General features: G+C 65.2%; 16 protein-coding genes. 8 read left to right on the forward strand and 8 right to left on the reverse strand.

All coding sequences use genetic code 11. The features are described 5' to 3' along the window. Positions 1-5: 5 nt before the first annotated feature. The gene (locus ASB57_RS27245) at positions 6-959 is read right to left on the reverse strand and encodes a tripartite tricarboxylate transporter substrate binding protein (protein ID WP_057655006.1); all 954 of its coding nucleotides are present in this window, start codon (positions 957-959) and stop codon (positions 6-8) included. A gap of 298 nt (positions 960-1,257) precedes the next feature. On the opposite strand from ASB57_RS27245, the gene ASB57_RS27250 reads away from it, so the two are divergent. The 3 genes from ASB57_RS27250 (at position 1,258) to ASB57_RS27260 (ending at position 4,841) form a co-directional block, all read left to right on the forward strand. Next, positions 1,258-1,728: a nuclear transport factor 2 family protein gene (locus ASB57_RS27250; protein WP_057655007.1), complete on the forward strand. Its 471-nt coding sequence runs from the start codon at positions 1,258-1,260 to the stop codon at positions 1,726-1,728. Between the two features lie 28 nt (positions 1,729-1,756). Beyond that, positions 1,757-3,577, forward strand: a complete 1,821-nt coding sequence (locus tag ASB57_RS27255; RefSeq protein WP_082621869.1) for an ABC transporter ATP-binding protein — start codon at positions 1,757-1,759, stop codon at positions 3,575-3,577. Between the two features lie 121 nt (positions 3,578-3,698). Next, positions 3,699-4,841 carry a mechanosensitive ion channel family protein gene (locus ASB57_RS27260; protein ID WP_057655008.1) on the forward strand — a complete coding sequence of 381 codons (1,143 nt, stop codon included), beginning with the start codon at positions 3,699-3,701 and terminating at the stop codon, positions 4,839-4,841. A gap of 11 nt (positions 4,842-4,852) precedes the next feature. On the opposite strand, the gene ASB57_RS27265 is transcribed toward ASB57_RS27260, so the two are convergent. Then, positions 4,853-5,866, reverse strand: a complete 1,014-nt coding sequence (locus tag ASB57_RS27265; protein WP_057655009.1) for a tripartite tricarboxylate transporter substrate binding protein — start codon at positions 5,864-5,866, stop codon at positions 4,853-4,855. A 112-nt stretch (positions 5,867-5,978) separates the two neighbouring features. Continuing rightward, entirely contained in the window at positions 5,979-7,235 is a 1,257-nt protein-coding gene (locus tag ASB57_RS27270; protein WP_231755270.1) for an FUSC family protein, read from the reverse strand. Between the two features lie 226 nt (positions 7,236-7,461). Here ASB57_RS27270 and ASB57_RS27275 point away from each other — a divergent pair, with 226 nt between their 5' ends. Next, the gene (locus tag ASB57_RS27275; protein WP_057655010.1) at positions 7,462-9,015 is read left to right on the forward strand and encodes a DHA2 family efflux MFS transporter permease subunit; all 1,554 of its coding nucleotides are present in this window, start codon (positions 7,462-7,464) and stop codon (positions 9,013-9,015) included. A 215-nt stretch (positions 9,016-9,230) separates the two neighbouring features. Further along, positions 9,231-12,731 carry an autotransporter domain-containing protein gene (locus ASB57_RS27280; protein ID WP_057655011.1) on the forward strand — a complete coding sequence of 1,167 codons (3,501 nt, stop codon included), beginning with the start codon at positions 9,231-9,233 and terminating at the stop codon, positions 12,729-12,731. Between the two features lie 36 nt (positions 12,732-12,767). Here the strand turns inward: ASB57_RS27280 and ASB57_RS27285 are convergent, their stop codons facing one another. From ASB57_RS27285 to ASB57_RS27295, 3 genes are all read right to left on the reverse strand, one after another. Further along, positions 12,768-13,934 carry a CaiB/BaiF CoA-transferase family protein gene (locus ASB57_RS27285; protein ID WP_057655012.1) on the reverse strand — a complete coding sequence of 389 codons (1,167 nt, stop codon included), beginning with the start codon at positions 13,932-13,934 and terminating at the stop codon, positions 12,768-12,770. Positions 13,935-13,954: 20 nt separating this feature from the next. Beyond that, positions 13,955-14,941: a tripartite tricarboxylate transporter substrate binding protein gene (locus tag ASB57_RS27290; protein WP_057655013.1), complete on the reverse strand. Its 987-nt coding sequence runs from the start codon at positions 14,939-14,941 to the stop codon at positions 13,955-13,957. A gap of 110 nt (positions 14,942-15,051) precedes the next feature. After that, the gene (locus ASB57_RS27295; RefSeq protein WP_057655014.1) at positions 15,052-16,767 is read right to left on the reverse strand and encodes an acyl-CoA dehydrogenase family protein; all 1,716 of its coding nucleotides are present in this window, start codon (positions 16,765-16,767) and stop codon (positions 15,052-15,054) included. A 164-nt stretch (positions 16,768-16,931) separates the two neighbouring features. Here ASB57_RS27295 and ASB57_RS27300 point away from each other — a divergent pair, with 164 nt between their 5' ends. The 3 genes from ASB57_RS27300 to ASB57_RS27310 all read left to right on the forward strand — a co-directional run bounded on the left by ASB57_RS27300 (position 16,932) and on the right by ASB57_RS27310 (position 18,839). Next, positions 16,932-17,810: a LysR family transcriptional regulator gene (locus ASB57_RS27300; protein ID WP_057655015.1), complete on the forward strand. Its 879-nt coding sequence runs from the start codon at positions 16,932-16,934 to the stop codon at positions 17,808-17,810. A 78-nt stretch (positions 17,811-17,888) separates the two neighbouring features. Then, entirely contained in the window at positions 17,889-18,332 is a 444-nt protein-coding gene (locus tag ASB57_RS27305; protein WP_057655016.1) for a GNAT family N-acetyltransferase, read from the forward strand. A 252-nt stretch (positions 18,333-18,584) separates the two neighbouring features. Further along, positions 18,585-18,839, forward strand: coding sequence for a hypothetical protein (locus ASB57_RS27310; RefSeq protein ID WP_057655017.1), 255 nt, complete (start codon positions 18,585-18,587; stop codon positions 18,837-18,839). Between the two features lie 60 nt (positions 18,840-18,899). On the opposite strand, the gene ASB57_RS27315 is transcribed toward ASB57_RS27310, so the two are convergent. Both ASB57_RS27315 and ASB57_RS27320 read right to left on the reverse strand, forming a co-directional pair. Then, on the reverse strand, positions 18,900-19,883 hold the full coding sequence (locus tag ASB57_RS27315) for a tripartite tricarboxylate transporter substrate binding protein (protein WP_156414284.1): 984 nt from the start codon (positions 19,881-19,883) through the stop codon (positions 18,900-18,902). 68 nt (positions 19,884-19,951) lie between these two features. Next, entirely contained in the window at positions 19,952-21,154 is a 1,203-nt protein-coding gene (locus tag ASB57_RS27320; protein ID WP_057656484.1) for a mandelate racemase/muconate lactonizing enzyme family protein, read from the reverse strand. Between the last annotated feature and the right edge of the window lie 7 nt (positions 21,155-21,161).

Consider the following 21,161-nt stretch of genomic DNA (forward strand, 5'->3'; position numbering starts at 1 on the left):
TCGGGTCAGTCGAGCTTGATGTTCAGTTGAGAAAGCAGCTTGCCGTAGTCCGCGTATTCCAGCGGCAGTTGGCGGGCGAGATAGGCGGCGCTTGGGTCCGCCGCCGGGGTGGCGCCCGCGTCGATCAGCTTCTGGCGCAGGGCGGGGGTGTTCAAGGCCTTGACCAGCGCCGCGTTGAGCTTGGCGATGATGGGCGCGGGAACGTTCCTGGGCGCCAGCAGGCCGTACCAGAGCACGGGCGGGTGGTAGTCGGGAATGCCCGCGGCCTGGGCCGCGTCTTTCATGGCCGGCACGCCAGGCAACTGGGGGATGGTTGCCGGCGATACCGCCAAGGCAACCAGCTTGCCGGACTGGATCTGCGGAATGGCCGAGGAATCCGAGAACAGCGTCGTGATGCGCCCGCCCATCAGATCCGTCAGCGCGGGCGCCGTGCCTTTATAGGGCACGTGCATCATGGGCTTGTCGATGCTGCGCTGCAGGGCTTCGCCCGCGATATGCATGACGCTGCCGGGACCCGATGAGCCGTAGGACACCTGGTCCGGCGCCGTGCGGGCCTTCGCCACCAGGTCCTTCAGGCTCTTTATGCCGCTTTCAGGACTGACCACCAGGATGTTGCTGGTATTCGCGACAAGGCCGACAGGCGCGAAGTCCTTGAGCGCATCGAAAGGCACGCTCTTGTAGATGTGGGGATTGATTTCAAGAATGCTCGATGCGGCCAGCAGCACCGTGTAGCCGTCCGGCGCGGCCTTGGCGACATAGCCCGCGCCGATCAGGCCATTGGCGCCGGGCTGATTGGTGACGACGATATTTTTTCCCAGGGCGTCGCCCATGGCCTCGCCCAGCAGCATGCCCACCAGATGCACGAAGCCGCCGGTCGCGTAGGGCACCACCAGGTAGATAGGCTTGTCCGGGAATCCCGCGCGGGCGGGCGCGGCGCCGGCGAACAGAAACACGAACATGCCCGCCGCCGCGCAGTAGCGCCTGAGCCGGGATCGAACTGCCAAAAAGCCGCAAAGCAACGTCATTTTGATTTCCCCTTGAAACCAACTTCTTGCCAAGAAAAGCGGAGTTTTTGAATTGCGTTCTTATGTGTATACAGACACTAAGGCAGCAATGCGTACAGGTCAATCTTTGTTTTTCGTTTCATACAAAGCGACGATGAAACGCTTCGATTCGACATGCGGATACGTCAAAACGTCGATGCGTATCGAGGATCGCTACACTCAAGGGTTTCCACCCCCCCTTCGGAGAATCGCCATGACCGCTGAACGTCCGCCGCTGCCGCCGTACATGCACCAATCCGCCGTCCAGAAAGTCCGGCTGGCCGAAGATGGCTGGAATGGCCGCGATCCGGAGAAGGTCGCGCTGGCCTATACGCCTGACAGCTATTGGCGCAATCGCGCCGAATTCATCCAGGGGCGCGAACAGATCGTCGCGTTCCTTACACGCAAGTGGGCGCGCGAGCTGGATTACCGCCTGATCAAGGAACTGTGGGCTTTCCACGAAAACCGCATCGCCGTGCGTTTCGCTTATGAATGGCACGACGACAGCGGCAACTGGTTCCGCTCCTACGGCAACGAGAACTGGGAATTCGAGGACAACGGCCTGATGCGTCGGCGGCTTGCCTGCATCAACGACGCGCCCATCCGCGAGGCCGACCGCAAATTCCACTGGCCGCTTGGCCGCCGCCCCGATGATCACCCGGGGCTCAGCGACCTGGGATTCTGACTACGTATCCATCAATGCCCCCGCATCCATGCCCCTGAAACGCACACGTATCGACATGCGAGGACAAGTCTTCAAGGACGTCCTCGGCTACACCTTCCGCCACTGGCGCCATCAGCCCCGCCGCATCGCCCTCATCATCTTCCTGGTGTTGGGCGGCGCGCTGGCGGACGTGGTCACGCCTCTGTTCGCCGGCCGTCTGGTCGACGCGGTGACGGCAGGCCCCGCTTCGAACACCGCCATCTGGCAGCAGGCCGTGTCCGCCTTCGTGCTGCTGATCGTGGCAGGCGTGGCGGGCACGGTGCTGCGGCAGTTGTCGTATGGGGTGATTTCCGCGCTGACCGTGCGCATGATGAACCGCATCTGCGCGGAGGCCTTTCATCGCGTGCAGCGCTTTTCCAGTGACTGGCACGCCAATACCTTCGCCGGATCCACGGTGCGCAGGATCACCCGCGGCATCTGGGCGCTGGACCTGTTGAACGACACCTTGCTGGTGGCCTTGCTGCCTTCGCTGACGATGCTGGTGGGCGCGGCGCTGCTGCTGGGATGGCAATGGCCCATCATGGGCCTGGTGGTGGGCGGTGGCGCCGTGGTCTACCTGATCGCGATCGTCTCGCTGTCCTTGTTCTACGTCGCGCCGGCCGCGCGCCTGGCCAATTCCTGGGACACCCGCCTGGGCGGCGCGTTGGCGGATGCCGTCAGCTGCAACGCGGTGGTGAAGGCCTTCGGCGCGGAAGGCCGCGAAGAAAAGCGCCTGGGCCGCATCTTGAACAAGTGGCGCGACCGCACCTATCGCGGCTGGATCCGGGGCACGATCAACGGCGGGCTGCAAGGCGCGCTGTTGGTGTTGATGCGCACGGTCATCGTCGGCGCCGCGCTGCTGCTGTGGGCCGACCAGCGCGCCAGCGCCGGCGATATCACCTTCGCCTTGACCATGTATTTCATCCTGCATGGGTATATGCGCGAGGTGGGCATGCACGTGCGCAATCTGCAGCGCTCGGTCAACGACATGGAGGAGCTGGTGGGCATGGAGCGGCAACCGCTCGGCGTCGCCGACCGGCCAGGTGCTCGCCCGATTGCCATTACCAAGGGGGACATACGCTTCGATCATGTCACCTTCCAGTATGGCGGCCACACGACGCCGCTGTACCAGGACTTTTCCCTGCACATCGAGCCGGGCGAACGGGTGGGGCTGGTGGGACACTCCGGCTCCGGCAAGACCACCCTGATAAAGCTGATCCAGCGCATGCACGACGTGAATGCCGGGACGATCACCATCGATGGCCAGGATATCGCGGACGGGCTGCAATCCTCGCTGCGCGCGCAGATCGCCATCGTGATGCAGGACCCGGTGCTGTTTCACCGCACGTTGGCGGAGAACATTTCCTATGCGCGGCCCGACGCCACCATGGCCGAGATCGAAGCGGCCGCGCGCCTGGCCAGCGCGCACGATTTCATCGCCGCGCTGCCGCGGGGCTATGACACGCTGGTGGGTGAACGGGGCGTCAAGCTGTCTGGCGGCGAACGCCAGCGCGTGGCGATCGCGCGCGCCTTCCTGGCCGATGCGCCCATCCTGATCCTGGACGAAGCCACGTCCAGCCTCGACAGCGAAAGCGAGATGCTCATACAGCAGGCGATGGAGCGGCTGATGGTGGGTCGCACCACGCTGGTCATCGCGCATCGCCTGTCGACCGTGCGCGCGCTGGACCGCCTGATCGTCATGGACAAGGGCCGCATCATCGAAGAAGGCACGCACGATGCCTTGATCCAGCGCCCGGGCGGCGTGTACCGTGGCCTGTTCGAGCGGCAGGCGCTGTCGCTCACGCAGGCGCTGGACGCTGCCGCGGAATAGCACTTGCTGCGCGAGGCCCTTTGAGAGAGGGGCGCCGCGCAGTGCCATGATCGCCGTGTCCCTCTGATTCGCGCCGTGCGCGCGCCGACGGGCGTTTGCCCGGAGCATCAAAGGAGACCTGATGAAAAACTGGCTGGACATCAACGCGTTCATGGGCATTCCGGCTCTGGACTGGGTCTACGCGGTCGTCGCGACCCTGCTTGGCTTTATCGTTCTTGTATACCTGCTGCGCTTCGTGATCGATCGCGCGCATGCGCTGGCGCGGCGGACGCGTTCGCAGCATGCCGAGATGATGGTGGACGTTCTGCGCGGGACCAGCAAGACCACGTTGTTCGTCGCGGCAGTGATCATCGGGGCAAAAATCCTGCCTTTGACCGACCGCTGGGATGACCGCCTGGATCATCTCTGGTTTCTGGTCGTGGGCTTCCAGATCGCGCTGTGGATCAACCGCGGGGTGGTGATATGGACGGCGCGGCGGCTGGCCATGACCGGTGATGTCATCCACAACCCCGTCATCACCACGATGACGGCCTGGACCTTGCGGGCTTTGCTGTGGTCCATCCTGCTGCTGGCCGTGTTGGCCAATATGGGCGTCAACATCACGGCCTTCGTGGCCAGTCTGGGGGTGGGCGGCGTGGCGGTCGCGCTGGCGGTGCAAAGCATCCTCAGCGACCTGTTCGCTTCGCTGGCGATAGGCCTGGACAAGCCCTTTGAACTGGGCGATTTCGTGGTGTTCAACGATATTGCCGGCAGCATCGAACACATCGGCCTGAAGACCACGCGCATTCGCAGCCTGAGCGGCGAGCAGGTGGTGTGCAGCAACACCGAGCTGCTGAAGAACACCCTGCATAACTACAAGCGCATGAATGAGCGCCGCATCCTGTTCACGTTCGGCGTCAGCTACGACGCCAGGCCGGAGCAGTTGCGCCAGGTGCCCGACATGATCCGGCAGGCCGTGGAAGCGGCTGGCGACACGCGTTTCGATCGCGCCCATTTCAAAGGCTTCGGCACGCAGGACCTGACCCATGAAGTGGTGTATTACGTGACCGACCCCAGCTACAACCTGTACATGGACGTCCAGCAGAAGGTGAATCTGGACATCATGGAGGGGCTGGAACGGTTGGGGCTGGCGTTCGCGCTACCGGTGCGCAATGTCCACGTGGTCAGGCAGCCGCGCGGCGACGCGGCCCGCGGGGAAGGGCAGACCGCCGCCCAGCGGCCGCTGTCCACCACCCCGGCTCAGTTCGCGCGCCGCGGGACATAGGCGGCTGGTGCCTACTCCGCCGCCATGTGCGAGTCCTTGATCACCTTGGCCATGCGCTGGTAGTCCTGGGCCATATAGCTGCCCATGTCGGCGGGGCCCATGTACATCGGGTCTATGCCCTGGTCGGCGAAGCGTTTCAAGGTGGCGGGGTCGTGCAGCAGGCCTTCCAGTTCATGGCTGACCTTGTTCACGACCGTGTCCGATACGCCCTTGGGCGCGACGATGCCTATCCATGACGCGTAGTCGTAGCCGGGGACACCCGCTTCGGCGACGGTGGGTAAGTCAGGCATCAGGGGCGTGCGCTGGGCGCCGGCGACGGCAATGGCGCGCAGCTTGCCGGATTTCACCAGGGGCAGAACCGTACCGATGGCGCAGAACATGGTGTCGACTTCGCCGGCCGCCAGGCCAACGGCGGCCTGGCTGGCACCCTTGTAAGGGATGTGCTGAAGCTGCACGCCGGCACCTGCTTCGAACATGGTCATGGCGATGTCCTGCGGGCTGCCGACGCCGCCGGACGAATACTTCAGCTGGCCGGGATGTGCCTTCACATAGGCGAGCAGTTCCTGGGTGTTGTGGATAGGCAGTGCCGGGTTGACCAGCAGCAGCGTGGGCAAGACGGCCACCATACCGATGGGACGGAAGCTCTTGACTGGGTCGTAGGGGACTTTACGCAGATTGGGCAGTACGCCCAGGATGGTGTTGTTGCAGCCGCACAGGGTGTAGCCGTCAGGTGTCGAACGCGCGACCCGGTCGGCGCCTATGGTACCGGATGCGCCGGTGGGATTGTCCACGACGATGGCCTGGCCCAGCCGTTCGGCCAGCTTGTCGGTGACCGCGCGGATGGCGACGTCGGCGGCGCTGCCCGCCGCCAGGGGGGTGACCATGGTGATGGAATGCGTGGGCCAATCTTCCGCGACGGCGTAGGGGCTGGTGAAGGTGATGACGGTGGCCGTCAATAGGGCGGCGGTGTGGGCGGCGCGGGCGCGCCGAGCCGCGGCGAACTGCGTGGTCGCTTCTGTGGGCATTTCGGTCTCCGGATGTTTATTTTCTTATTTGCGCCCGGGGGGAGGCGCGAGCCATTCTAGGCTTGGCGATTGGCCACCGTCCACCTGTCGTAAATCCCTGCTCCCCGGGGGGCTAGGGGACGCTGGGAGCGGCGCGCGCCAGCCGGGTGCCGGCCGTGGCGAAGACGGCGAGCAGCAGGGCGGTCATGCCAGCAAAAATGCCGGCCAGGCGCAGGAGCGCGGGCAGGGGATCGGCGGACCACTGATGATCCTGCACGAAGACCATGAGGAAGGCGATGGTGAACTGGCGGCCGACATAGCTGGCGCCTTCCTTGCCGGTCTGCACATGACAGCCCACCCACACACCCACGGCCAGCGCGGCCAGGCACAAGGCGGCATGGCCCTGCATCAGCGGCAGCATGGCCACGCTGATGCAGCCGGCCAGCAGGCAGCCGATGGCGCGCTGGGCCATCTTCTCCACCATGGGCTTGTGGACGGTGTCCGGTTGCAGCCCCGCCGGCAGCATCAGCACCGCGATGGCGGTGACCATGGCCTGTTCGTAGCCGGGCAGTTGCAGGAACTGCACGCAGGCCGCGACAAGCGCGATGGCCAACGCGGCCTGGATGCCGAGCAATCGTCGCACCGCGGGCGCGGTGACCGCGACGGCGTCCGCCGCGATGACTGCTTCGGTCCCCGACGGGGGCGCTGGCGCGCGTGATGCGCTTGCCGCGGTGGCTTCCGCGGGCGGCAACGGCGGATCGGCGGGCGGTTCATCGCTGCCGACGGCATCGGCTGCCGCCGTGGACAAGGCGCTTCTTCGCTCGTACGTCTTCTCACCCCAGTGAAACAAGGTCGCCACCACCACGCAGGCCAGCGTGCCGATCACGACCTCGGCGACGCGCAGGGTCGCGAACGCCGCGGTGGGCTGAATCGCCAGCGCGGTGCGTGCCTCGCACATCACCAGCAGCGCCGTGATGCCCCCCAGCATCCAGGCGTAGGCCCAGCGCGAGGCATTCACGTTGTAGACCGTCACCGCCCCGATGGCGGCCATCGCGGGCACGAACAACCAGGGCACGCTGCCGACCCATGGCCCCGCCAAGGTCCCCAGCAAGCCTCCAGCGATGGTGCCCACGATGCGATAGGCGGCCCGCTGCAGGGATGCGGAAAAGGCGGTCTGCATGACCGCGAAACCGCTGAGCGCGGCCCACCAGGTATGCGTCAGATGCAGCGAGTGAGCCACGGCCACGGCCAGCGCCACCGACAGCAGCGCTTCTATGCCGAACAGCGCGCGGTCGCGGGAAGGGCGCCAGGCCCGCAGCTCGCGCGTCAGCGCGGCCAGCGCGACCTGGCAAGTTCGGGCCAGCATGGGAAACAGGGTCAAAGCAGGCATGCTTCATGGTCCATGGGTGCGCGCCAGCACTGCTTGTAACCGGGAGTGGACAGCAGGGCGGTAAGCAGCAGCAGTGAGCAGCAGCGGTAAGCCAGAGCCTCCGGCAAGAATACCCCGCCTATCGCGGGGCAAGGCCGCAGGCTTCAGGCCAGATTCAGCCATTCATGCGACGCTATGCCTGTCGATTGCTGCGCTGCATCGCGGCGCAACGCATTTATCAGAAGCCATGGCCACCCAACAACCCACTCCCTATCCGCCGCTCGAAGGCGGACAGCTCGTGCTCGCCACCGTCGCGGTGGCGCTGGCGACGTTCATGAACGTGCTCGATACGTCGATCGCCAACGTCGCGATTCCAACGATCTCGGGCAACCTCGGTGTCTCCGTCGATGAGGGCACGTGGGTGATCACGGTGTTCGCCGCTGCAAACGCCGTGTCCATTCCCTTGACAGGCTGGCTGACGCAGCGGCTGGGGCAGATCAAGCTCTTCGTCGGCGCGGTGGTGCTGTTCACCGTGGCGTCGTTCCTGTGCGGCATCGCGCCCACCCTGCCCATCCTGTTGTTCGCCCGCGTGCTGCAAGGCGTGGTGGCCGGGCCGCTGATTCCGATGTCACAGGCCATCCTGCTGGGCTCCTATCCCAAGGAGAAGAGTTCGATGGCACTGGCGCTGTGGGCCATGACGGCGACAGTGGGACCTATCGCGGGGCCGTCGCTGGGCGGCTGGATCACGGACCGCTACAGCTGGTCGTGGATCTTCTACATCAACATCCCGGTGGGGATATTCGCGGCCCTGGTCAGCTGGAAGATCTACCGTAAGCGGGAGTCGATCACGCGCAAGCTGCCCATCGACCTGGTCGGGTTGCTACTGCTCATCACTTGGGTGGCGGCCCTGCAGATCATGCTGGACAAGGGACGCGACCTGGACTGGTTCGATTCCGGCGTCATCGTCGCACTGGCCGTCACGGCCGCCGTCAGCTTCGTGTTCTTCGTGATCTGGGAGTTGACGGAGGAACATCCCATCGTGGACCTGCGCCTGTTCGGGCAGCGTAACTTCCTGGGCGGCACGGTCGCCATCTCGGTGGCGTATGGCGTGTTCTTCGGCAATCTGGTGCTGTTGCCGCAATGGATGCAGGAGTACCTGAACTACCGGTCGGTGGACGCCGGCATGATGCTGGCGCCCCTGGGCATCTTCGCGCTGGTGCTGTCGCCGGTGGTCGGCAAGCTGCTGCCCAAGTCGGACGCGCGCATCATCGCCACCATCGCGTTCCTGGCCTTCGCGGGTGTCTTCTACATGCGCTCCGACTATGTGCTGGAGATCGATACCTGGCACCTGATCGTGCCGACGCTGCTGCAGGGTATCCCCATGGCCTTGTTCTTCATCCCCTTGACGGCCATCATCCTGTCCGGGCAGCCGCCTCACAAGCTGCCCGCAGCGGCGGGCCTGTCGAATTTCGTGCGGGTGTTCTGCGGCGCGGTGGGCACGTCCATCGCGGGCACGGTGTGGAACAACCGCACCATCATGCACCACGAGCGCCTGACCGAAGCGGCGAACGCGGACAATCCGCTGTTCGCGCATCAGATAGACATGATCCGTTCGTTGCTGCACCTGGACACCAATACCGCGAACAATCTGTTCGACACCACCGTCAACGCCCAGGCCGCCATGATGGGCCTGAACGACATCTTCTTCGTGTCGGCCATCATTTTCCTGCTGATCATTCCGCTGATCTGGATCACGCGGCCCGCCAAGGGCGGCGGCGCGGACGCGTCTTCGGCGCATTGAAGGCGTTGCGCGGGGCCGGCCGCGTTGCGGGTCACGGCTGTCGGCGAGGCGGTGGCGGCGCCGTGTCAGCGCTGTGCGGTCTCAGCTTCTAGACAGCCAAGAGGGGTCAATACTTCCGTTTGATCGCGCCTTCGGCGCGTGCCAGGGGCAAGTAGCATCGTTGCATCTTCCGTCTTAGATGCAATGTGCTGTTGCATGCCACCTTGCGAGCTTCCATGATTCCCACGCCGTTTCGTCGCGTCACCGGCCCCGGCGCCGTTTTTGCATTCAGCCAGATCGCCATGGCGGTCAGCCTTCTGTTCACCGGTGCGCCGGCTCACGCCGCATATGAGTGCGAAGACGCCGTCGACGGACAGTCGTTCTCGGGGGCTCACGGTTGCATCGACTGGACGGTGGGCAGCCTGACCATCACCAACACCGGAACGATCACCAGCGGCGCGGACGACAACGGGACCGGCGCGAAATACGCCACGAGCGTGGGAACGCTGTGGAATCAGGGCACCATCACCAGCTTGAGCTCCGTTTATGACACGCTTGTCATCGGTTTAGGGTCAGCCGCGGCGGAGATTCTGAATGATGGCTTGATCAGCGGCGTGTCGCCCGTGCGGGTGGTCGGCTCCGTGACACTGCTGACGAACTCGGCAACCGGGACCATCACGGGCAGCGGCGATTACGGCATTCTCAATGATGGACGGTTCGGGTCCCCAACTCCCGCCCAGATCAGTACGTTGACCAACGCCGGCCTGATCTCGTCCACCGGTGTGGCCGCTGTCGGCAACGTCAATGTCGCCTACGACGGCGTAACGGGCGTGGTAACCATCGGCACCATCGACAATCAGGCATCGGGCACCATTTCCGGAGAGGGCGTCGTCACGGGCGCGTCCGGCGTGCTGAACTCCGGTACTGTCGTGGTGTTGAACAACGACGGCCAGATCCGCGGCGGCTACGCTGGCGTTTCCAACAGCGGGCTCATCAGCACCATCACCAATACAGGAACGATCCAGGGCACCGGGGCAATCGACAACAATGCCCGCGGCATCTACAACGCCGGCACCATCGGGTCGATCAGCAACAATGGCGGCCTGATCCAAGGCATGGACACCGGCATCTACGTGGACGGAGGTTCGATATCCACGATAGATAACGCGGGCGTGATCCGGTCCATGGACGGTTCGTCCGGCTTGTACCAGGCCGGCCTGTTCGTGACGAGAAGCGGCAATGTCGGCACACTCACCAACAGCGGCACCATCCGCGGGCTGTACGACTCCATCTACGTCAGCGGATCCAGTTCGCTTTCGACCATCGTCAACACTGGCACGATCGCTGGCGACATCACTGATGCCAGCACCGCGGGCCTGACGATCAATGGCGGCTCGCTCAGCAACGCCGGCTTGTTGACAGGCGCCGGCGGCGGAACGGGCGTGGCCGACAAAGGCACGATCTACAACGTAGCGTCGAACCTGACATTCGGCACCGGCTTTCTGGTGCTCAACGACGATCTGAACGTCGGCGCATCCGGCACCGTCTACAACACCGGCGCGACGCTGGGACTGATCAATCCCATCGACGTCACCGGCAACTACACTCAGACCGGCGGCGCGTTGGTTTTTGCTGCCTCGTCGCCCGGCAGCTACGCCTATCTGAATGTCAGCGGCAACGTCGCGATCAGCGACAGCACCATCGCCATCTCGGGCAACAGCCTGGCGCCGGGCATGTCCTTCTCCCTCGTGCGCGCCGGCGGCACCGGCACTTACACCAACCTCTCGGCATTCCTGTCAACCAATGACGGCTTGCTGGCGCAGATCGCCACAGTCCAGGGTAATCTGGTGTTGACGCTGGCCCCGGATGCCGAGCATCACTACTGGGACGGCGGCAACACGGCCGCCACCGGCACCATCGCGGGCGGATCGGGTACCTGGACCGCGACCGGCACCAACTGGACCAGCACCGATGGCACGAGCAACGGCGTCCTGTCGTCGACCGACGTGCGACCGGTCTTCGGCGGCACGGCCGGCACGGTCACCGTGGACACCACGCAGGGCGCCATCGATGTCGCGGGCATGCAGTTTTCCACCGACGGCTATCGCCTTACGGGTGGCAGCATCGGCCTGACCGCCGCGGCGTCGGCGTTTGAAGTCGACGACAACGTCACGGCCACGATCGATTCGGTGCTGAGCGGCACCGGCGGCCTGGCCAAGACCGGCAACGGCATGCTGATCCTGAATGGCGTCAACACGTATGCCGGCGGCACCACGGTCGACGCGGGAACGCTGGAGATCGGCGATGCCGATCATGCCACGGCCAGCATCCTGGGCGATGTCACCGTCAACAGCGCCGGCACCCTGCGCGGCCATGGCACCATCGACGGCAGCGTGGTCAACAACGGTACGGTGCGTCCGGGCGGCTCGATCGGCACGCTGACCATCACGGGTGACTATACCCAGACCGCATCCGGGACGCTGTACATCGACGTCAGCCCCACGGCGGCGTCGCAACTGAGCGTCGGCGGTACGGCGACCCTGGGCGGGACCCTGAATGTGTTGTACGGCCCCGGCACATACAGCGCCGCGACTTATCGCATCATCAATGCCGCCAGCACCACCGGCACATTCTCCAGTGTGGTCAGCAACGCGCCGGCCAGCCTTGCGCAGAGCGTGCAGAGCCTGGCGGATGGCAGCGAGCTGACCTTGGCCGCCGCGACGGATACGAGCGGTTCCGGCGCGACGGACACAGGTGGCGCGACGAGTGGCGGCGGCGTGGTGGTCGTGAAGCCGACCAACGCGACGGTGTTCGGCGCCGTGGGTTCGGCGGCGATCCGAGAGGGGCAACGCGTCAACGAGACGCTGCTGGCGCGACTGGGCAACGTTCCGGTGGCAGGCAGCAGTGGCGTCACTGGCGGCGGCAACAATCAAGTGTGGACGCAGCTGGTCTCCAATACCAACCACGTGCGCGGCAACAACGATGCGCCCAGCTACAAGGACAGCCACTACGGTTTCCTTGCCGGACTCGATCACCGGATCGGTGACTGGACCGTGGGCGTGGCTGGCGGCTACAGCCATATCGACGTGCGCGAGGACCAGGCCAGCGGCAAGATCGACACGGTGCGCGTGGCCGGCTATGGCGCGCGTTACATGGGACCCGTCAACGTGGCCGCCACGGTGGGTGCCGCTTATGACTTCCTGGATACGCGGCGCGGCTTTGGCCCGCTGGGCGATGCCAAGGGCGACACCGACGGGCAGGAGTTCACCGCGGGGTTGCAGGCCAGCCTGCCTTTGGCGACCGGTCCGGTCATCGTGACGCCGCGCGTGGGTCTGCGCTACCAGTATTTCCATGCCGGCCGTTACGGCGAAGATGGGCCGACCAGCCAGAACCTGGACGTCGATACGCAGAATCTGCACAGCTTGCAGCCCTACGCGCAGTTTGCCGTGGGTCTGCCCTTCAATACCGGCGGCGTCAAACCCGCGCTGGCCGAAGTGCGCGTGGGGTATGCCTACGAAACGCTGGATCGTGGCCGCGGCGTGGATGCCGCGGCCGGTGACGGTACCCGCTTCGCGCTGCCGGGGGCGGCATCGTCGCGCGGCATGCTGTCCGCGGGCCTGGGGCTGACGATGCCCGTCGGCAAGTCGGTGGACGTGACGGCCAGCTACGACCGTCTCTTCAAGACCGGCAACACGTCGGCGCAAGCCTTCCAGCTGCAGGCGACGTATCGGTTTTGAACACGGGTGATGCCGGGCGCCGTCTCGGCATCCCGATCAGCCCCTGGCGGGCGCGGCGCCGGGCTCGGCCAGGCCCTCCCAGCCCTGGCCCTCCGTCAGTGGCGCATGGCGGTAGGTGGCCGGGCTGCGGCTCAGTTTCACCGGAGCGCCCAGGCCGCGATAGCCGCCTTCCATGTCCACCACCATGCCTCGATGGACAGTGTGCGGGTGCGTCAGCGCGGCATCCACGTCGAGCACTGGCGCGGCAGGCACGTTGGCCGCCATCAGGCGTTGCAGCAAATCCTCCGCGTCGAGTCCCGCCATGGCCGCTTCCAGGGCCTGCTTGAGCTCGTCGCGGTTGACCGAACGGCTCCCCGAGTCGGCATAGCGCGCGTCGCTGGCCAATGCCGGGCAGCCCAGCACGGCGCACAGCACGCCGAACTGGCGGTCGTTGCCCACCGCCAGGAACAGCGGATCGGTGCGCGTGCGGAAGGTATCGTACGGATAGATGTTGGGATGGGCATTGCCCGTGCGGCCCGGCACGCGGCCGTCCATGAACCAGTTGGCCGCGTGGGGATGCAGCAGGGAGATGCCGCTGTCGTACAGCGCGGCCTCGACGAACTGGCCACGGCCGCTGCGCTGGCGCTCCTGCAAGGCAAGCAGGACGCCGATCACCGCGTTCAGGCCCGTCACCATGTCCACCACCGGCAGGCCCACGCGTAGCGCGTCGCCGCCCGCTTCGCCGTTGACGCTCATGATGCCGCTCATGGCCTGGATGGCCGCGTCATAGCCGGGCAGCGCGCCTAGCGGGCCATCGGCGCCGAAGCCGGAGACGCGGCACCAGATCAGGCGGGGGAAGCGCTGGGACAAGGCGTCATAGCCCAGGCCCCAGCGCTCCATCGTGCCGATCTTGAAATTCTCCACCAGGATATCGGCCTGGGCGATCAGTTCGAGCAGCCGGGCCTGGCCTGCGTCGGTGGAGAAATCCAGATGCTGGATGCGCTTGTTGCGGTTCAAGCCGAAGTAGTAGGAAGCGACGCCGTCGCGGAAGGGCGGGCCCCAGGTGCGGGTGTCGTCGCCTTGCGGCGGCTCGATCTTGAGCACGTCGGCGCCATGGTCCCCCAGGATCTGGCCGCAATAGGGACCGCCCAGGATGCGCGACAGGTCGAGGACACGGATGCCCGCCAGGCTGCCAGGGGCGGCGCCGGTAGCGGCTTGGGTCATATGGCTCTCCTTGGCGCGGCTCAATTGATTTGTGCGCCTGATTTCTTCACTACGTCGGCCCATTTGGCCTTTTCCTGCGCGATGAAGGCGCCGAGGGCGCGCGGGCTGCTGTCCGGCGCGGCTTCCAGGCCTTGCGCCGCGAACAGGGCCTTGACCTTGGTGGACGCCAGCGCCTGCACGAATGCGCGATTCAGTTTTTCGATGCGGTCGGCCGGCGTGCCGGCAGGCGCGACCACGCCGAAGAACACGCTGACGTCGTAGCCCGGGTAGCCTTGCTCGGCGAGCGTGGGCACATCGGGCAAGGCCTGAGAGCGCTTGGACGTGGTGACGCCCAGGGCGCGCAGTTTGCCGGTCTCGACGTAGGGCTTGGCCGTCAACACATCCGTAAAGCTCATGGCGACGTGGCCGCCCAGAAGATCGTTGAGCGCGGGGCCCGTGCCCTTGTAGGGCACATGCAGGAAGTCCGTGCCCGCGACGCTGTTGAACATCACGCCGGCCAGATGGGACGACGCGCCGCTGCCGGACGAGGCAAAGGACAAGGCCTTGGGATGGGACTTCGACCACGCGACCAGCTCGGGCACGGTCTTGGCCGGCACGTTGGGATTGACCACCAGGATGTTGGGTAGATAGCCGACGTGGATCACCGGGGCGTAGCTCTTGACCGGGTCGTAGCCCAGGCCCTGGTACAGGCTGGCGTTGATGGCCAGGGGACCGGAGGTGCCGAACATCAGCGTGTAGCCATCGGGGGCCGCCCGCGCCACGTATTCCGCGCCGATGTTGCCGTTGGCGCCGGCCCGGTTCTCCACGATCATGGGCTGGGACAGGTGCGTCGACAGCTCGTTGGCCAGGGTGCGAGCCATGGCATCGGTGGGACCGCCGGGCGGGTAGGGGATCACCAGGGTGATGGGCTTGCTGGGGTAGTCCTCGGCGGCTTGGACAGCCTGCAAGGGCAGGGTGGACAGGACGGCCAGGGCCAGGGCTCCGGCGAGGATATGGCGCTTGTGCATGGTGGTTGGTCTCCGTTATTGCCGCTGAGCGTCGGACGTGGTGTCCGCGCCGCGGTTTTTTTTTGATGTAGGGTGCCTTGCGGTTTGCTCGTGTAGCGCGAATACTTTGGTCAGGCCGTGGCTGGGGCTTTGGTCGTGGTGGTGGTCCCCGTGGTCGTCGCGGTCCATGCCGCCGGCAGGGCATCCGGCGCCAGCGGATCGCGCGGCAGAACGCGTTGCTGCAAGGCCAGCTGGGCCCAGCGCAGGCGATCCGCCGATCCGCCCGCGACGGCCTCCCATGCCATGGCGATGGCGCTGGTGCAGTGGTAAAGCGCCGAAGCCGCCTGCCGCGCCAGGCCGTCGCCACCGTCCTGCGTGGCGGTGACCGCCAGGGCGCAGGCGCCGTCCAGCGCTTGCCGCAAGGCGTCGGCGAAGGCCGGGGCCAGGCCGTGCTCAGCCTGGTCCAGCAACCCTTCCGCATGCGCGCGCAGCGCGGGCAGCGCGTCGTCCCGCTTGATCGCCCGCAGCACGTCCAGCGCCACGATATTGCTGGTGCCTTCCCAGATCGACCCAAGATGGGCGTCGCGGACCAGACGCGGGTCGGTCCATTCCTCGATATAGCCGCAGCCCCCGCGCACCTCCATCGCATCGCCCGTGACCTTGCGCGCATCGCGGCAGGCGCGGAACTTGATCAGCGGGGTGAGGATGCGCAGCAAGGAATAAGCGCCCGCCTCACCAGCGTCGGAACGGGCCAGCGCCGCCGCCGTCTGGAACACCATCGTGCGCGCCTGTTCGGCGGGCACGCGCAGCTTGTCGAGCTGGCGCCGCATCAAGGGCATGTCTTGCAGGCTGCGGCCGAAGGCGCGCCGCTCGCGTGCGATGAACTCTGCCTCGGCCACCGCGCGCCGCATCAGGCCTGCCGCGCGCACGCCGTTGGACAGGCGGGAGTTGTTCACCATGTCGGCGATCTGCACGAAGCCCCGGCCGGCTTCACCCACCAGATAGGCGACCGCGCCGTCCAGGCGGATCTCGCCGCTGGCCATGGAGCGGGTGCCGAGCTTGTCTTTCAGGCGCACGATGCGGTAGTGATTGGCGCTGCCGTCCTGCAGGCGCCGCGGCAGCAGGAACAGCGAGATTCCCTTCAGGCCGGGGGGCGCATCGTCGGGACGCGCCAGCACCATGGCCAGGTCGGCGTCGGGGTTCGAGCAGAACCATTTGTCGCCGTGCAGGCGCCAGCTGCCATCGGCTTCTGGCACCGCGCGCGTGGTGGTGGCGGCGATGTCCGAGCCGGCGGCCTGTTCGGTCATGAACATGGCGCCCTGCGCCAGTTCGTCGAAGTCCAGGGTGGTGAGCTGGGGGAGGTACCGCTCGATCAGTTCAGGGCTGCCGAATTTGCGCAGGGTGCGGGTCAGCGAGTCGGTCATCGATACCGGGCAGCACAAGCCGAACTCGGATTGCACGAACAGATAGGTCAGTACGTACTTGACCGTGGCCGGCATGGGGCCGCGCCAGCCCAGCGTTTCGGCGCGATGCGACATGGCGCCCAGGCCGAATTCGCTGAGCGCGATACGTTCCAGTTCGACGTAGGCGGGATGTTTGAGCACCTGCTGTTCGTCCAGGCCGGTGCGCGAGCGGTATTGCAGGGTGGGTGGATGATGGTCGGCGATGCCGGCCAGGTCGTCCACCTTGCCGCCGGCCAGTTCGCCCATGCGGGTGAAGTGGGGCGCCATGTGGCGCAGCAGGTCGCCGGGCAGGTATAGCGGCAGCAAGGCCAGCAGTTCGCTGTCGGTGACGTAGAAGTTTTCGCCCCGGCGGTCGGGGATGGGGTGTTGGTTGGCTTGCGGCATGCCGCGTCTCCTCGGCTGGTTTTTACCGAAGATTCTAGGCAGGCTTATGATAGCTATCCAATATTGATTTAGTCTTATACGATTTGATCTGTATATGATCGGTTTTTGAGAGCAGCGCGGTCGTGCTGCTTGCAGGCACTGCGGAGCCGGTAACGGGAGTATCTATGGAACTGCGGCATCTGCGTTACTTCACGGTTCTGGCTGACGAGCTGCACTTCAGCCGTGCCGCGGCCCGGCTGTCGATTTCGCAGCCGCCCTTATCCGTTGCCATCAGGCAATTGGAGGACAGCGTCGGCGCCCGCCTGTTCGAGCGCAACAACAAGGAGGTGCGCCTGACGCCGGCAGGCCAAGCCCTGCGCATCTCCGCCCGCAAGATCCTGGCGCAGGCCGAGGAGGCTGCCCTGGAAGCCCGCAACGTCGGCGCCGGCCTGGCCGGGCGCCTGCGGGTCGGCTTCGTCGGCGCCATGCTGTATCGCGGCCTGCCCCAGGCCCTGCGCAATTTCCAGGCGCGCTATCCCAAGGTCCAGGTCACCCTGACCGAATTGAACTCCGGCGACCAGATCACCGGCCTGATGCACGACCGCCTGGACTTGGGATTCATCCATACCAGCCGCATGCCCGATGAACTGGACAGCCGCCTGCTGTTGTCCGAATCCTTCGTCTGCTGCCTGCCGGCCCGTCACCGGCTGGCGCGCGCGGCGGCATTGCGGCCAGTGGATCTGACGGGCGAACCTTTCGTGCTGTTCTCTCAAAGCGTGTCGCCGGACTATTACGACCGCATCCTCGCCATCTGCGCGGAAGCCGGGTTCCGGCCGGAGGTGCGGCACGAGGTACGCCATTGGCTGGCGGTGGTGTCGCTGGTCGCGCAGGGCCTGGGCGTGGGACTGGTGCCGCAGGCCTTGCAGCATTCGGCCTTGCGCGGTGCGGTGTTCCGACCCTTGGCTGGCGTGGACGCGCGCTCGGAGACCTACGGTGTCAGCCGGCGCGATGCGCACAATCCGCTGGTCGCGGAACTGTTCGACGAGTTCGCGGGAACAGACTGAAATCTCCGTGTCATGGCGCTGCCATACGATGCTGATTCATCCAATCGTCTATATGTATAAGAAAGGGAAGACATAGCCATGACTACGATGCAACTCGTGGAGATCAGAACGCCATCCGTGGCGGACGCGCCCGTCATCGCGCAACTGCTGGCGTCGCTGGGATATCCCGGCACCGAGTCCTTCATCGAGCAGCGCATCGCGCAACTCGTTGCGCATCCTGATGAAGCCGTGCTGGGCGCGTGGAAGGATAGTGTCTTGCTGGGCATCATCTCCCTGCATTTCATTCCGCAGCTGGCGCTGGTCGGCGACTTCTGCCGCATCAGCTACTTCTGCGTGTCCGAGCAGGCACGCGGCGAGGGCATCGGCGCCTTGCTGGAAAGCGAGGCCGTGTCCCTGGCCCGCGAGCGTGGCTGCGACCGTATCGAACTCCATTGCCACTCCCGCCGCGTCGACGCGCATCGCTTTTATCTGCGGCAGGGCTACGAAGACTCACCCAAGTATTTCTTCAAGTCCTTGGTATGAGCGTTATGCCTGCGCGGGCAACATAGTCGGGGAACCTAGCGGCGCTTTTCATCACCCATGCGCGGAAATCCTCGTGTCATCTTGACTGAGAGGAAAGCGAAGGGTGATAAATAAATGAACGTTGCACTAAGCGTCTATAACTTTGTCTTAGGTTAGTTCAAAGACTATGGGTTCATCGTCGTTCTTTCTATCTCAGGATATCTACTTACGACTCGTTGGGCCAACGACGCTGCGAAGAACCGATACAAGCGAATGTCGAAAGTGTTGGAGGACGCGATTGCGGCTGGGAACAAAGGGGCAGGAATATCTGCCGATGTCACAACTTATGAATTGCTGAAGTTATATGACGCCGGCGCAACGAAGGACTGGTTGTCTACCCACAATGCCTCGACGAAGCTTGCGGTGCTGTATATCTGCCGTTGGGAAACGCGTCTTGCCCTCGACCGTCTGAAAGCAAGGGACAAGTCGCTCGAAGAGCAAGAACGACTTCTGCGGGGCACCGTTTAGCGTCTACCGTCCGTTCAAGCGAAGTGTGCAGCCGGGCCAGGTCAGGCTGGCTGACACAAGCTACTCGATGTGGATATTCCTTTCCTCGATCAAGTCTTTCCATCGTTTGTATTCCTGCGCCTGGAACGCCGTGAATTGCTCCGGCGTGTTGGCGACGATCTCGAGGCCTTGCTCTTCCAGCTTGGCGGCAACGGCGGGGTCTTTCATGCTGGCGATGGCCGCCGTGGCCAACCTGGATTTGATGTCGGACGCCAGGCCCTTGGGTGCGGCCAGGGCTTGCCAGGAATAGATCACCGCATTGTGGACGCCTGCTTCGGCCAGGGTGGGAACGTCGGGCAGGACGGGTGAACGCCGGGCGCCGGTCACGGCGATGGCGTGCAGCTTGCCAGCCTGGATCAGGCCCAGCACGGCATTGACGTTCTGGAAGGAGTAGTCCACCTGGCCGCCCATCAAATCGCTGATGGCAGGCGCGCCGCCTTTGTACGCGACGTGCATACCCTCGGTCTTGGTCTGCTGCAGGAAGACTTCCGCCGACAGATGGTCCGATGCACCATAGCCGGAATTGGCAAAGCTGACATGGCCCGGCTTGGCGCGTAACTCGGCCACCACGTCCTGTACCGTGTGGGCCTTCTTGTCCGGTCCGGCGACCAGCACATTGGGGGCCTGCACCGCGACGGTGATGTAGTCGAAGTCCTTCAGCGCGTCATAGGGCATGGACTTGATCAGGTGCGGGGCGATCACGTATGTACCCAGCGACGACATCATCAAGGTATAGCCGTCCGGCGCGGCACGGCTGACGAAGCCGCCGCCTATCGTGCCGGTGGCGCCGGGACGGTTCTGCACGATGAAATTGCCGCCCAGGCGTTTCTGTAGTTGTTCCGCCATGATGCGGCCGATGGCATCGGTGGCGCCGCCCGCGGGAAACGGGACGACGACCTGCACCGGATGGTCCTTGGGCCAAGGCGATTGCGCCGTCGCGCCGAAGCTGGCGAGGGCCACGGCCGCGGTGCATGCGATCAGGGCGCCCTTCAATACCTTTTTCATCGCTGTCTCCTCTTGTCCAGGGTCTGATGCCCTTGGCTCGTTGTCTACACGCGGCGGCGCCGCGCGGTCTATTTCCTGCTCACGCGCACGACGGCATCGTCACGTTTCACGACGTCCGGATTCAGGCGAGTACCCAAGCCCGCCGCGGTAGGGGCCAGCACCATCCCGCGGTCAACCACGGGCAATTCGGTTACCAGATCTCGGTACCAGGTGCTCAAGGTCGCCCGCACCACTTCCTGGAAGATGGCGTTTGGCGCATGGATCGCCAGATGCAGGCCGGCGATCAGCGTCACCGGCCCGGTGCAATCATGCGGTGCCAAGGGGCGTGCGTAGGCCTGCGCCAATGCGGCGATCTTGCGCCCTTCGGTAAGGCCTCCGCACCACGCCAGGTCCAGCATCACCACATCCAGCGCATCGTGCGCCAGCAGGTCACGGAAGGGCACCAGTCCGGCCAGGGTTTCGCTGCCGCACACGGGCACGCGCGTCTGGCGCCGTAAGTCGGCCAGGGCCTGGACGTCATCCATCTTCGAGATGGGATCTTCCGCCCAGAACACGCCGTACTCCTCCAGCCCCCGGCAGATGCGCGCCGCCGCGCCGGCGGTCCACATACTGTGCAATTCGCACATCACGTCGATGCGGTCGCCCACCGCGGCGCGGATCTTGCGGAAGGGTTCAAGGCCGCGCTTCAAATCCTCGGGGCCGATCAGGTGCCCCCCCGTCGCCGCCGCGTAGGCATCGAAAGGCCATATCTTCATCGCGGTGTAGCCTTCTTCGAGCAGACTCCCGGCCAGTTCCCCGGCGTCGCGCATGAAAGCGATCTGGTCGTCGTAGGGGCCTTTGGAGGCTTCCGATCCGTCCGTGCTGCGTCGCACCGTGCCGGTGGTGTTGTACGAGTAGCCCGCGCAGGTGTTGTAGGCGCGGATGCGGTCGCGTACACCGCCCCCCATGGCGATGTAGACGGGGACGCCCTGGCGCTGACCCGCCAGGTCCCATAACGCGATATCCACCGCGCTGGCGGCCCGCACCTCGGCGCTGGCGCTGTGGAAACCCAGATAGGGATTCATCAGTTGTTGCGACACTGCCTCGATATGCCGCGCATCGCGCCCCAACAGCCAGGGCGCGACCTGCTCGTGCAGGACAGCCTCCACGGCCTGCGCGCCGCGGAAGGACTCCCCCAGGCCGATCAGGCCCTCGTCGGTTTCGATTTCCACCCAGATCAGATTGGGACGCTCGTTGATGCGGATGCTGCGTAGTGCCGTGATGGTAGCCATGCCCGGA

The organism is Bordetella sp. N (genome assembly GCF_001433395.1).
GTDB lineage: Bacteria > Pseudomonadota > Gammaproteobacteria > Burkholderiales > Burkholderiaceae_B > Bordetella_C.

Excerpts from the sequence above, each read along its gene's own strand:
- ASB57_RS27290 (WP_057655013.1), bottom strand. The coding sequence starts at position 14,941 with ATGCACAAGCGCCATATCCTCGCCGGAGCCCTGGCCCTGGCCGTCCTG.
- ASB57_RS27295 (WP_057655014.1), bottom strand. The coding sequence starts at position 16,767 with ATGCCGCAAGCCAACCAACACCCCATCCCCGACCGCCGGGGCGAAAAC.
- ASB57_RS27320 (WP_057656484.1), bottom strand. The coding sequence starts at position 21,154 with ATGGCTACCATCACGGCACTACGCAGCATCCGCATCAACGAGCGTCCC.
- ASB57_RS27260 (WP_057655008.1), top strand. The coding sequence starts at position 3,699 with ATGAAAAACTGGCTGGACATCAACGCGTTCATGGGCATTCCGGCTCTG.
- ASB57_RS27285 (WP_057655012.1), bottom strand. The coding sequence starts at position 13,934 with ATGACCCAAGCCGCTACCGGCGCCGCCCCTGGCAGCCTGGCGGGCATC.
- ASB57_RS27270 (WP_231755270.1), bottom strand. The coding sequence starts at position 7,235 with ATGCCTGCTTTGACCCTGTTTCCCATGCTGGCCCGAACTTGCCAGGTC.
- ASB57_RS27280 (WP_057655011.1), top strand. The coding sequence starts at position 9,231 with ATGATTCCCACGCCGTTTCGTCGCGTCACCGGCCCCGGCGCCGTTTTT.
- ASB57_RS27315 (WP_156414284.1), bottom strand. The coding sequence starts at position 19,883 with ATGAAAAAGGTATTGAAGGGCGCCCTGATCGCATGCACCGCGGCCGTG.
- ASB57_RS27275 (WP_057655010.1), top strand. The coding sequence starts at position 7,462 with ATGGCCACCCAACAACCCACTCCCTATCCGCCGCTCGAAGGCGGACAG.
- ASB57_RS27310 (WP_057655017.1), top strand. The coding sequence starts at position 18,585 with ATGTCGAAAGTGTTGGAGGACGCGATTGCGGCTGGGAACAAAGGGGCA.
- ASB57_RS27305 (WP_057655016.1), top strand. The coding sequence starts at position 17,889 with ATGACTACGATGCAACTCGTGGAGATCAGAACGCCATCCGTGGCGGAC.
- ASB57_RS27255 (WP_082621869.1), top strand. The coding sequence starts at position 1,757 with ATGCCCCTGAAACGCACACGTATCGACATGCGAGGACAAGTCTTCAAG.
- ASB57_RS27245 (WP_057655006.1), bottom strand. The coding sequence starts at position 959 with ATGTTCGTGTTTCTGTTCGCCGGCGCCGCGCCCGCCCGCGCGGGATTC.
- ASB57_RS27265 (WP_057655009.1), bottom strand. The coding sequence starts at position 5,866 with ATGCCCACAGAAGCGACCACGCAGTTCGCCGCGGCTCGGCGCGCCCGC.
- ASB57_RS27250 (WP_057655007.1), top strand. The coding sequence starts at position 1,258 with ATGACCGCTGAACGTCCGCCGCTGCCGCCGTACATGCACCAATCCGCC.
- ASB57_RS27300 (WP_057655015.1), top strand. The coding sequence starts at position 16,932 with ATGGAACTGCGGCATCTGCGTTACTTCACGGTTCTGGCTGACGAGCTG.